This is a genomic window from Nostoc sp., assembly GCF_036919615.1.
In the GTDB taxonomy this organism is placed as follows: Bacteria; Cyanobacteriota; Cyanobacteriia; order Cyanobacteriales; family Nostocaceae; genus Nostoc.
This window is the reverse complement of the sequence record NZ_JBALCN010000038.1, coordinates 58,893-70,967: the sequence shown is the minus strand read 5'-3', so window position 1 is coordinate 70,967 and position 12,075 is coordinate 58,893. Positions and strand designations below refer to the sequence as shown.

The 12,075-nt window shown below is 43.6% G+C and carries 10 protein-coding genes and 1 pseudogene; 4 read left to right on the top strand and 7 right to left on the bottom strand.

Annotated features, from left to right (window positions below; all coding sequences use genetic code 11):
• Positions 1–162: 162 nt before the first annotated feature.
• Together V7K48_RS11795 and V7K48_RS11790 are read left to right on the top strand one after the other, a co-directional pair.
• Complete coding sequence (locus V7K48_RS11795) at positions 163–1,110, top strand: NAD-dependent epimerase/dehydratase family protein (RefSeq protein WP_335072569.1); 948 nt, start codon at positions 163–165, stop codon at positions 1,108–1,110.
• A 128-nt stretch (positions 1,111–1,238) separates the two neighbouring features.
• Positions 1,239–1,454, top strand: coding sequence for a hypothetical protein (locus V7K48_RS11790; RefSeq protein ID WP_335072567.1), 216 nt, complete (start codon positions 1,239–1,241; stop codon positions 1,452–1,454).
• Between the two features lie 417 nt (positions 1,455–1,871).
• On the opposite strand, the gene V7K48_RS11785 is transcribed toward V7K48_RS11790, so the two are convergent.
• On the bottom strand, positions 1,872–2,087 hold the full coding sequence (locus V7K48_RS11785; protein WP_335072565.1) for a hypothetical protein: 216 nt from the start codon (positions 2,085–2,087) through the stop codon (positions 1,872–1,874).
• Between the two features lie 85 nt (positions 2,088–2,172).
• On the opposite strand from V7K48_RS11785, the gene V7K48_RS11780 reads away from it, so the two are divergent.
• Positions 2,173–2,328, top strand: coding sequence for a hypothetical protein (locus tag V7K48_RS11780; protein WP_335072563.1), 156 nt, complete (start codon positions 2,173–2,175; stop codon positions 2,326–2,328).
• A 54-nt stretch (positions 2,329–2,382) separates the two neighbouring features.
• Here the strand turns inward: V7K48_RS11780 and V7K48_RS11775 are convergent.
• Positions 2,383–4,589 (bottom strand): annotated as a pseudogene (locus V7K48_RS11775) (tetratricopeptide repeat protein).
• Between the two features lie 1,520 nt (positions 4,590–6,109).
• Complete coding sequence (locus tag V7K48_RS11765; protein WP_335072557.1) at positions 6,110–6,331, bottom strand: hypothetical protein; 222 nt, start codon at positions 6,329–6,331, stop codon at positions 6,110–6,112.
• Positions 6,332–6,374: 43 nt separating this feature from the next.
• Here V7K48_RS11765 and topA point away from each other — a divergent pair, with 43 nt between their 5' ends.
• Entirely contained in the window at positions 6,375–8,540 is a 2,166-nt protein-coding gene (topA, locus tag V7K48_RS11760; protein WP_335072555.1) for a type I DNA topoisomerase, read from the top strand.
• A 134-nt stretch (positions 8,541–8,674) separates the two neighbouring features.
• Here topA and V7K48_RS11755 read toward each other — a convergent pair whose 3' ends face one another.
• The 4 genes from V7K48_RS11755 to V7K48_RS11740 all read right to left on the bottom strand — a co-directional run bounded on the left by V7K48_RS11755 (position 8,675) and on the right by V7K48_RS11740 (position 12,063).
• On the bottom strand, positions 8,675–8,986 hold the full coding sequence (locus V7K48_RS11755) for a type II toxin-antitoxin system RelE family toxin (RefSeq protein WP_442949434.1): 312 nt from the start codon (positions 8,984–8,986) through the stop codon (positions 8,675–8,677).
• A 178-nt stretch (positions 8,987–9,164) separates the two neighbouring features.
• Positions 9,165–9,563 (bottom strand): response regulator, encoded by a 399-nt coding sequence (locus V7K48_RS11750; protein ID WP_335072553.1) that lies wholly within the window; start codon positions 9,561–9,563, stop codon positions 9,165–9,167.
• 15 nt (positions 9,564–9,578) lie between these two features.
• The gene (locus V7K48_RS11745) at positions 9,579–9,980 is read right to left on the bottom strand and encodes a response regulator (protein ID WP_335072551.1); all 402 of its coding nucleotides are present in this window, start codon (positions 9,978–9,980) and stop codon (positions 9,579–9,581) included.
• Positions 9,952–12,063 (bottom strand): sensor histidine kinase, encoded by a 2,112-nt coding sequence (locus tag V7K48_RS11740; protein ID WP_335072549.1) that lies wholly within the window; start codon positions 12,061–12,063, stop codon positions 9,952–9,954. The genes V7K48_RS11745 and V7K48_RS11740 overlap by 29 nt, the downstream gene beginning before the upstream one ends.
• Positions 12,064–12,075 lie beyond the last annotated feature (12 nt).

The window sequence follows — 12,075 nt, the reverse complement described above, 5'->3', positions numbered from 1 at the left end:
GATGTTTTTCCAATATAAGTACAATCTTTAAGTATTTATGATAATTTTTGTAAGCATTTCAATAATTAAGTAAAAAAATCATCTTCAGGTAATGACGATTATTGATTACAAGTATTAACCTGTGAATATCGAGATTAATGAAAATATCAAAAAATAGGCAACATGGCTAAAATTATTATTACTGGAGCCGCTGGTTTTATTGGTTCTCATCTTGCAGAAACATTGCTGCAACAAGGAGAAGAAGTGATCGGTATTGATGAATTCAATGATTACTACGATCCGATGTTAAAGGTTAAAAATGTTGCACACTTACATGAGTCACCTGGCTTTACATTAATTGAAGGAGATATTCAGTTTTTAGATTGGCAGAAACTCCTAAAAGATGTTGATGTAGTTTACCATCAAGCGGCACAAGCAGGTGTCAGAGCAAGTTGGGGTAAAGCTTTTCGAGGTTATACAGAACGAAATATTAACGCTACACAAGTTTTGCTGGAAGCAGCTAAGGATGCTAAACACCTGAAAAGGTTAGTGTTTGCCTCTTCATCAAGTGTATATGGTGATGCAGAAACATTACCTACCCACGAGGGAATTTGTCCTCAACCAGTTTCTCCTTACGGCATTACGAAGCTAGCAGCAGAGTTTTTGTGTGAACTGTATCACAAAAACTTCGGCGTGCCCTGTGTGACATTGCGCTATTTCACAGTTTATGGCCCCAAACAGCGTCCAGATATGGCATTTAATAAGTTTTTTAAATCGATTTTGCAGGATGAAGCAATTCCTGTTTACGGCGATGGCCAGCAAACACGGGAGTTTACGTTTGTTGGTGATATCATCGCCGCCAATTTAGCCGCCGCCACCGTACCCGAAGCAGTGGGAGAAATCTTTAACATCGGTGGCGGTAGCAGGGTAGTTTTAGCAGAAGTCTTGGATACGATTGAAGAAATCGTCGGGAAACCAATTAAAACAAACCACATAGAAAATGCGATGGGAGACGCCCGCCACACCGCGGCTGATATATCTAAAGCGCAGAAAATTCTGAGATATCAGCCGCAAGTCTCCCTGAGAGAGGGTTTGATACAGGAATGGCAGTGGGTTAAATCTTTGTATTAAGATGCAAAACTGTACTTAGTTTTAAGGGACTTTCAAAAAGTCAATGATCCGATCTCTTTCCATTAACAAAACTCAAACGAACATTCAGGGTATCCGTTTAAAGAACATCAAATTACAACAAAAATGCTGTGATTCAAGCTCTCGACATTTTACAGAAACAGTTACAAGATTGTGCAATAAAGAATCCAGATCAACAATATACTTATCTTCTTCCTGATTGGTTAGCTTTAATCCAATCTGACGATCATTTAATAGCACGCAGACTCAAAGAATTACTCCTAGATATTGAGGATAGCAGACCCCAGCCACGCATGACATTAATTGCGATCGCAACTGCAATCTGAGGCTGAATATGCCCAAGCAAGGCTAGATCAAATCCGAGAACGCTTGCCAGGAGTGATAATTCAAGAATTGGAGAGGTAAATTGAGCAAATACGTAAAAGCGATCGCCCATTCAGTGACGCAGATTTGTTAGCAATTCATCAACGAATTACCGCAGCCGGGCGTTGCATAATTGAAGTATGAATTCAAGCGACGCCGAATAGAGACATCGCACCTCCACAAACAAACCCCAAACGCGATTCCCGTTAAGCATACAATATAGAAAAGCAAGTTATCTGTAATCTCTATGGAAAAGCTAAATATTAAAGAAGAAGCTCGAAAGCTAATTGATAAACTACCTGCTAACTCAACATGGGATGACCTCATGTATGAAATTTATGTTAGGCAAGTTGTGGAAGCTGGACTTATCAACAAAGATTTTATTTATCACCCTCATGCCCAGCTAGATAAGAATCAAGATTCCTAGCAAAATCCTCTGGAGCATTTATCTTGATTTGTTTCAATTTTGACATGAAACTCAGTTTTTTCAGATGTTGTTTAGATTGGGCAAAATCTTGGATTAAAAGATATAGTTCATCTAGATATTCTTCGTTAAGGCTATCAATTTCAGCGTGAATTTTGTCTTTTGCAGTCATTTCTGCCTTTCCTATAAATACCATACTCATTGTAACTTTTAAGGATAACTGAAGAACGATCGCTCTCCAAAACAATCAAGCAACCGTGATCGCACCTCACAAACCCAAATGCGATCGCTCTCCCAAACCAATCAAGCAACCGCGATCGCCTTCACAAACCCAAATGCGATCGCTCTCCCAAACCAATCAAGCAACCGCGATTCCTGCGGACAGCTTCGCTAACGCACCTCCACAAACTTAAACCCAATCGCACCTCCACAAAACCCAAAACCCGATTGATCGCCCATATCCCCACCTACTCCGGTAAATCCTCTAAATTCTCTCGCGTCACCGTAGCCATATATTCATCTTGATACTCAACATATATCTCCAATGCTGTCTGCAAATTAGCCCTAGCTTCTGCGTAATTCTCCTGCGCTTGTGCAAGCAATCCTAATAGTCCGTAAGTGCTAGCACTCGAATAGCGATCGCCAAATTCGATATTGATTTCCAGGGCTTGTTGATAATAATCCCGTGCCTGGTCGTATTCCCGCAACTCTTGGGCAACGTTTCCCAAGTTGTGGTAAGTCCTAGCACAGTTATAGCGATCGCCAAATTCGATTTTGATTTCCAGGGCTTGTTGATAATAATCCCGTGCCTGGTCGTATTCCCGCAACTTTTGGGCAACGATTCCCAAGTTTTGGTAAATACCAGCACAGGAATAGCGATCGCCAAATTCAATATTGATTTCCAGGGCTTGTTGATAATAATCCCGTGCTTGGTAGTATTCTCGCAACTTTTGGGCAACGATTCCCAAGTTTTGGTAAGTACTAGCACAGGAATAGCGATCGCCAAATTCGATATTGATTTCCAGGGCTTGTTGATAATAATCCCTTGCCTGGTCGTATTCCCGCAACTCTTCGGCAACCCTTCCCAACTGGTGGTAAGTCCTAGCACTCGAATAGCGATCGCCAAATTCGATAAATATTTCCAGGGCTTGTTGATAATAATCCCGTGCCTGGTTGTATTCCCGCAACTCTTGGGCAACGTATCCTAACTGGTGGTGAGTGCTTGCTAATAAAGACTTGATTTGTGTTGCTTCTACACCTTGGAGTTGTTGGGATAATTTAAGAATCCGCAGATAGAATTCTCTGGCTTGGGGATAATTTTGTGTTTGTAAATAACAATTAGCAAGCGTACCGAGTACCATTATAATTTTCAAACCTATCTCACCTGTTCTAATTTCTGGTGGATAAGTGACTTGTGCCTGATAGACAAATTCCGACAGTTTCAAACTACTTGGAATATCATTAGTTAACTTTAAATATTCACCTAAGCAAAAGAAAATATCAATATTTTCCTGTTTCTCTAAACAAATTTGCAAGGCATTATATAAATTTTCATACTCCAGCCGACAAAAGAAAATCCCGATCTGCCGTTCTTGCGGTTCCTTTGATTCCATATAGCGATTGTAGGAAAGAGCTAAACCTATATAGTGGTTTTTAAAACCCTCTCGTAATGCTTCACGGTTAGCTGCATCGAGTTCGGCTAATTTTGCTTTTAAAAAGAAGGGAAAAACAGGTTGAATTTGTAATAATTGAGGAATATCTTCATCGATAATTGAGAGCAAACCCCAATTTATCGCTTCTTGAATTCCCTTCCCCGTCAACAAATTCGCTAATTCCCCCGCTTCTATGGGATCGGCTTTTCCCTTATTTTCCCCATCCAAAAACAAAAATGCCTTTACCCCCTGATAAGGTTTAATATCTTCCCGTCCCCATCGTGTTTGATAGGTATATCGGTTGCGTTTCACCCCATCCTGAATATCTGCGTATGCCATCAACGCCCCACCCCATGACAGTCAAAATGGATGATATGGTAATATCCCGCACCTTTTGCTTCTAAATGCCGTTCTAAACTTTCATAAGTACCCGGACGCAATAAGTCAATATTTACAGGCAATTGACTATTTTGAATCACCTCAATCAACGGACGAGCAATGGTACGATAACCTACATCATGCTCCTCATCCGGTCGGGCAATTACCACCAACAAGTTAATTACCGGGGATTCTGCCATATTCGCCGCCACTGATGCCGCTTTATCAATGCGCTTGCGTACCATTACGCAATCCACACCCAAAGGTCGCGGCAAATCCTTATCTCGCATAGCTTCCCAGTGCAGCGCGTGAAATTCGGGACTATTACCCACTATCTCAATTTTTACCTGGTTCAGATTTACCCGCAGTTGGCGATAATGGCTATAAGCATTAATATCAGCCTGAAAAACCTGGTTAAATAAACTTTCTCCGTAATCAATAACGCTGGTTTTCGCCGCTTCAGCTTTCTGAGCATTCAACATCGGGAAAGTCAGCCATTTCTCAAAATACCATTCCAGTAGCTTTTCTTGCTGCGGGATAAAAGGGTCAGTAATATTGATTGGGTATTCGCCACCCTCAAAAATCAAACTTGCGGCAAAACCCTTCTCTATCGGCTGATTTTCCCGAATTGTGATGACTGCCATAGACAAAACTATTAGTTCAAGGTAAATGCCAGGATATATTTAGATACTTACATATAACCTAGAATTACAGAAAATTTTCGCCAAATTCACCAGAAAAACTCCGCGCAAGCTAACGCATTAACAATGCAAGTTCGGAAATTAGGAACGTGAATTAAATAAAATACAAAACTTCATCCTGTATTTAGCTTCTCTCTCCTTTATAAGGCTACGGTGTACACACAAGTCTGAAGTAGTTTACGAATCTGGTTTTTACCCCACCCTAACCCTCCCCTTGTAAAGGGGAGGGAACTGGATTTCCGGCTTCCCCCCACCCCCAATACATCGGGGGGATTGAGGGGGGTAATTTAACTTGTGTGTACACCGTAGCCTTTATAAGAGGATATCTGAAAAGTTTTTTTGTATACACCTAACCTTTGGAGATCCCCCTAAATCCCCCTTTTTAAGAGAGACTTTGAGACTTTTATTCCCCCTTTTTTAAGGGGGGTTAGGGGGGATCAACAAATATTTGATACTTTTCAGACATCCTTTAAGGAGAGGGATTGAGAGTGAGGTAAGCCAGGGACATAAATTGTATGTTATTTAATTCTTATTCCTTAGTTATGATTCTTATAGTCATTGCACCCCAAAGAGCCAAAGCTATGCTTTGTCTCCCCTCCCCAAGAATAAGACTATGGTTACACATAAGTCTGAAGTAGCTCATCAACTTGGGTTTGAGCGTAAATTTTACCCCACTCTAACCGCTTAACCTTCAAAACTAATTGCCAAAATTGAAGCGTTTGCAACAATTACTTGTTTATGTATAAGAAACGTTTAAGTATTTCCCAGAAATGTATAAGCAGTTGCTGCAAATGCTTCATGCTTTGCAACAATTACTTGTTCATGTATAAGAAACGTTTAAGTATTTCCCAAAAATGTATAAGCAGTTGCTGCAAATGCTTTATGCTTTGCAACAATTACTTGTTCATGTATAAGAAACGTTTAAATCATTGCAGCAATCGTTGTAATTAACTTATGAGTTGCTCCACAAGTCGAATTACCCCCCTTAATCCCCCCTTTCCAAGGGGGGAAACAAGAGATTCTCATTCCCTCCCCAATACATCGGGGAGGGTTAGGGTGGGGTAATTCGAGGACTGGTAGTGATTCGATAACTTGTGTGTACACCGTAGCTTATAAAGGGGGGAAACTTGAAATCTTGCCCCCTCCCCAATACATCGGGGAGGGTTGGGGAGGGGTGATTCAAGGATTTTTGCAAGAAGTCTATTTATCAAATACAGGACTTACGCACGGGTCATGGAAGAATGTAGACGCATACTCCTACGGAGAAGCAAGCTACGCGGAGCGTCTGTCTGCGACACGCTGCACGAACGTAGAGAAGCGGCTTGCCGCAGGCTACCACTCCAGACACAGAGAAGCCAGTGCGTTGGGCGGGTTAAGAGACTTGTTCGCGCAGCGTCTCTCTTAGGAGAAGCAACTGGCGCGACACGGAGGAATAAGAGTTTGAGAGGTTTTTTGCGTAAGTCCTAAAATAATATTTTTGTAGCAACCTTGTTTGGCGTGATAGTTAATTGTAAGTAGGTTGTTGTGCCAGTTCTAACAGCGATCGCTGCGCCAACGCCAAGGGCGATCGCACAATCAGGTATCGCGTTAGGATGATTTACCTCTAAACTGAATTGAGCAATTTTCAAAGCTTTTTGGTACAGTATTCTAGAAAATCCACATGACGAGAATAGGCGATTGCTCATTGCAATTGCCAGTTTATTGCTCAAAATCGAGAACGCAGTTGCTATGATCAAACGCCTGCTTGTGGTAGAATCCCCCGGAAAAGTCAAAAAACTCAGTCAGATTCTGGGTGCAGATTGGAAAGTTCTAGCCAGTTGTGGTCACATCCGAGAACTTAGCAATGAAGGGGACGATTCTTTGGGCTTCGTCATGGACGGCAATAATGTCCGGTGCAATTACGTCCCACGTGACCAACGAGCAAAGGAAACAATTCAGAAGCTCAAGTCTGCGGTGAGACAGGTCGATGAAGTTGTCTTAGCAACTGACCCAGACCGGGAAGGTGAGACAATCGCTTGGCATCTCAAAGAAACGCTGGGTTTAAGAGAACCGAAACGAGTAATTTATACTGAGATTACAGCATCTGCGGTGCAGAGTGCGATCGCTAATCCCAGAAAGCTAGACCAAAATTTGATCGGTGCTGGGCTGTGTCGAGATTGTCTAGACAAACTAGTGGGTTATAAAGGTAGCCCTTTAGTTTGGGCATTGAATAACGGCGCTAAGAGTGTTGGCAGAGTCCAAAGCGCGACGTTGCACCTAATTTGTCAGCGAGAAAACGAAATTCTGGCTTTTGTCCCCCAAGATTACTGGAGTGTTTGGGTAGATTATGCTGAAGGATTTCGGGCTTTTTACAAAGGGACAGTCAATTCTGCAACAGATGCAGCAGACCAAGAAACTGAAACACACGATGACGCCAAGGTAGGTAATAGTACAGAAACACCGGAGTCTAAGTGTGTTCTTTCGGAAGCAGAGGCAACACGTTTAGTTGAAGAAGCACGGCAACATCCTCACCAGGTGATTCATTTTGAAGGAAAAATCGTTAACCGTCAGCCACCTCCACCATTTACAACTTCCAGCCTTCAGCAAGCAGCTGGTTCAAAGCTGAGGTTTGCTCCCGACAAAACTATGGTTGTTGCCCAAAAGCTTTATGAGGCAGGGCTTATAACATATATGCGAACAGACTCAGTGATGCTGAGTCCAGAATTTTGTGCCAGCGCCCGTAAATGGTTAGAGCAAAATGATCCGCAGAATGTACCGCAGCAAGTCTCCAAACATCGCAGTAGCAAATTGGCTCAAGAAGCACATGAAGCAATTCGGCCCACGGATGTGTTCCGTCCCTCAGTTCAATTGCGCTCTGAACTTCCTGATGATCAGTTTAATCTGTATGTGATGATCTGGAAACGGTCAATTGCCTCTCAGTGTCGTGCTGCCCAATTGCGTAAAACTCTGGTGATTACTCAGTCTGGTTCTCTACTGTGGTCAGCCAGAGGGCAAGTGATAGAATTTTACGGTTATGCCCGGTACTGGAACAATCTCAGCAAAGATAGTGTTTTACCTTCATTACAACAGGGACAAGCATTGAAACTGGAAAATGCTGGACATGAGCAGAAGCAAACCCAGCCACCACCCCGTTATAGTGAACCAAAATTGGTGCAATTGATGGAACGTAAAGGAATTGGTCGCCCAAGTACCTATGCTCCGACTGTTGCTACCTTAAAAAAACGAAATTATGTCGAGTTGAAAAAAGACCATCTGCAACCGACAGCATTAGGGTTAGAAGTTGATGCATTTTTGCTCAAAGCACTGCCTGATTTACTAGAGGCAGAATTCACAGCGAAAATGGAGGATGCTCTTGATGCAATTTCCGAAGGAAAAAACTCTTGGCAGGATTATTTAACTAGTTGGAATCAGAATTATTTTGTACCAGCGCTCTCCAAAGCTAAAACTGTAGTTGCAAGTTCCTCAATAGGTAAAGCTAATGTGATAAGTGAGCGCAAATATGAAACTTCTAAGACGCGATGCCCTGAATGCAAAAGTTTTCTCGCCAAAATTCCCAGTAGTAAGGTCAAAAAGAAATATTTCCTCAAATGCACAACAGGATGTAAAAATGTCGTGCTGTTTTGGAGCGACTTTAACAAAACTTGGCAGCCACCACAAACTAAAACAGTCCAAGCTGAGAATCAACAAAAGCCTCCTGTGAAAACGACGGCATATCCTTGCCCAGTATGTAAAAAACCTCTAGAGGAGTACAGTTATATAAAAGATGGGCAGAGTAAGACAATGTTGCGATGTTGTGACCCGCGATCGCGTCAGGACATCAAACATAAAGATGTGGCTTATTTCAGTACGCAAAAAGGCTGGTGGAGTCCTAAGTTTGGGGAGTTAAATTGTTAGACTCCACGTCTGATATTTTTACTCAATGCCAACTCCAGAGCAAACGCATTCTAAATTTTGGTCGAAGTGCGATTACAAATTTTTAGAGGATGTCTGAGAAGTATCAAATATTTGTTGATCCCCCCTAACCCCCCTTAAAAAAGGGGGAATAAGAGTCTCAAAGTCCCCCTTAAAAAGGGGGATTTAGGGGGATCTCCAAGGGTTAGGTGTATACAAAAAAACTTTTCAGACATCCTCTTATAGACTTCACCATCATTTCGCTTACCAACACGAAAAACATCAATCAATTTGCTTTCTTCATCAATCGTGTAGAGAATTCTATATTCACCTTGGCCAACACGATAGCCACCCTCATAGCCTTTTAAGGCTTTGCAGTCTTGAGGTTGAGAATTGCCTTGAAGCGAAAGGATTTTAGATACAACCTGCTTATAAAGTTTCGCTTGCAAATCCAACAAATCCTTACACAATGGATAAAACAATTTCCAGAGTAAAAACTAAAATACCAGAGTCTACTAAGTCATCTATTTGATTTTGGATTGATGCACTGTAATGCGATCGCTTAAAACCCCTCTTTAGCTCAATTTAGGGCAAGCAAAAGTCAAAAAATCCTAAGTACTTTTCCCCCTAACTGTCCTCAGTTTTACCTGGTGTGAGCAGTTGCTTCATTTGGTGAGCCAATAATTCTAGTCCCGCATCCTTGGCAAAAAATCCGTCTGCTTCTGGACACATTTGTTTGCCATGCACCTCTAACTCATTCCTACTCATGTAAGCCGTGACGAGGATGACCATAGGAGAACGAGGCAAGCGGCGCTTGAGAGCGGTAACGATTTCTATGCCATCTGTATTTAGCTCATGCCGAGCCGTAGGTAGCACAAAATCGACCAGAAAGATATCGTACTTGTTTAGTTCTTCTAACTCCCACAAGAAACTAGACACGGACTTGTAGGTTGCTACAGCATATTCTTGCTTGAGAAAACGTTGGACGATCCGACACCAGTGTTCGTCATCGTCCAAAATCGCCACCTTATACATAGGGATTCAATTCCTCCTTTCACCTAGTAGAGTAATCATGTCTAAAAAGGCATCGTAGTCAGTGATGGGTTTGGTATAGCAACTGTCGGCCCCTGATTGGGACAACAGGAGATGTTGATCGGCGGGCATGGTGTAAGCTGTCACCAAGATAATTGGTATCTGTTTCCACTGTGCCTTCAAATAGCGCGACAGCATAGAGCCATCGACTTTTTGTCCTTGCCATCTAGCTCCCGGCAAATTGATATCCATAATCACCAGTTCGACTGCCCCTGCTTCGCATTGTCGGAATATCTCTTTTGGTTCGGCAGTAATAAACACCTGATGACCACCCAAGCGTTCGATTAGTTTGGCAGTTCCCTGAGCTAGAAGTTGATTATCTTCAACCAGTAGGATATTCAATGCTGTCACCTGTAAGCTGACTCGGTTTGTTTAGAGGCAGGGTAAAGGTGACTGTGTTTCCCTGCCCTAGCCCAGGGCTTTCAAGCCAGATATTACCACCCATCAGTTCCACCAATCGCTTGCAGATAGTCAGCCCTAAGCCTGTGCCCCCGTAGGAGCGCTGGGCAGAACCATCAGCTTGCACAAATGGGGAAAAAAGTTGCTCTGAGTTTTCCATCTCAATGCCGATACCCGTGTCGCGCACCGAGATTTGAGCCATTGTCCCAGTCCTATCGACGACGGCCCGGACATCGATTTGACCTTCATCTGTGAATTTGAAGGCGTTATCCAGCAGGTTTGTCATCACCTGGCGGACTTTGATCTTGTCGGCGAAAACAGTCTCAATTTCACACTCAAGCGTCAGAGGAATTGCCTTGTAGCGGCTTTCGGCACCTGAGAGGAAACATTGCTCTTGTAAAAGCTGTTGCAGATAAACTGTCTCCAAATCTAAGGCTATGCGTCCGTCTTCAATCTTGGCAATGTCAAGCACATCGTTAATGATGGTAACCAGATTTTGCGTCGATTGGTAAGCGCCGTCAATATATTGGCGCAACTCCTCTTCGTCTTCATAAAGGCGTTCTTTGAGCAACTTTAAGTAGTTTAAGGTCGAGGCCAGAGGGGTTCGCAGTTCGTGGCTGGTAGAAGCCAAAAAGTTGCTCTTGAGGCGACTCACCTCTTCGGCGGCAGCTCGGGCATGAGAGAGAGCTTCGTTGTGCATCTCAACTACCAGACGCTGCTGCCGTTCACGCTGATAGACGCGGTTTTGGAGCACGGCCAGCGATAGATGAATGTTCAAAGACTGGATAAGTTCCATCTCTTCGACGCTCCAGGGGTGAGCTTTATCTTGTTTGAGCGCCTGCCATTGCGCCATTGACTGGCGGGGTCGCTGTTGGCGCTCATCGGCTTCCTCAGAGCCAGCCCAAAGATTTTTTGTGCCGATTTGGTCACGAAAGAACGTCAGATACCCCAGGAATTCTTTACCATAATACAACGGTTGAACAATCAAACCCCGAATCGGTGTGGTCTGAAAGGATTCAATCAATTGGTGCAGACGCGGTTCTTGCTGAAGATTAATTACCACTCGCTGGGCAGGTTTATCCTGTTGGATTAAGCCACAGTCGATGTGAGCAGGAGCTACCCCTACCTCTTGCCAAAGGGGATGATTTTCTAATGAGTCTGGTTGCTCAAGCTCGGATGGGGTCGGCTGATTTCCGTAAGTATAAAGATGGGCTGGTAAAGCCTCATCCAAGGAAGTGAGGTACAACCTCCCTCCAGAACTGCCAGAAGCTTTCACTGCTTGTTCCAGAACGTTATGTAAAATCTGATCAGGGTTAAGAGGAGCGTGCAGTAGAGCGGCAATCTGATTGACGATCGCTTCGCGTTGGTGCTGCTCCTGTACCTGACTCAGCAGACTTGCCTGGGTAATTGCTAGTGAAACCTGGTCAGCGAGCATTTGGACGACCTGCAAATCCTCAGATGTAATTTCTCTGGGTTCGGCATGATGAGAGATCAACAGCCCCCAAAGTTCCTGTTGATAAATTATGGGCACCACCAGAGAAGATTGCACACCCATCTGGGTGAGATAGTCCACATGGCAGGGGTCTACCGATCGGCTTAAAATATCTTCCAGGGGTTGGTGTTGCACTTCTTCAACGGTCAAGTCCCCGATTGCCGTCGTTTTGGGAGTCGGTAGAGAGTTGAGGATAATCCGCTGCTCGCTGACATTGACAATGGAGCGGGTACGTGTTCTGATAAACAAGGCCCGCGCTTGGGGCGGAATGTCATCAGTTGGATAATGCAATCCCAGCAAAGAAGGCAGACGATTGGGGGCACTCGCTTCCGCAACCACTTGCCCATGTCCGTCATGATCAAAGCGGTAGACCTTAGTCCGGTCGGTTCGTAAAAATGCCCGCAACTCGACCACAGTTGCATCCAAAATCTCTTGGAGGTTCAGCGATTGCCGGATGCGGTTCGCCATGCGACCCAGCAGAGCTTCTTTGCCTTCAGTCAATAACTGATCTTTTTGGTTTTTAAAATTGGAATTTGTAGCCAACTGGTACTCTCT

What these genes read in the sequence shown, in the direction of transcription:
- V7K48_RS11795 (WP_335072569.1), top strand. Translation starts at nt 163, where the DNA reads ATGGCTAAAATTATTATTACTGGAGCCGCTGGTTTTATTGGTTCTCAT.
- V7K48_RS11765 (WP_335072557.1), bottom strand. Translation starts at nt 6,331, where the DNA reads ATGAGCAATCGCCTATTCTCGTCATGTGGATTTTCTAGAATACTGTAC.
- V7K48_RS11785 (WP_335072565.1), bottom strand. Translation starts at nt 2,087, where the DNA reads ATGACTGCAAAAGACAAAATTCACGCTGAAATTGATAGCCTTAACGAA.
- topA (WP_335072555.1), top strand. Translation starts at nt 6,375, where the DNA reads ATGATCAAACGCCTGCTTGTGGTAGAATCCCCCGGAAAAGTCAAAAAA.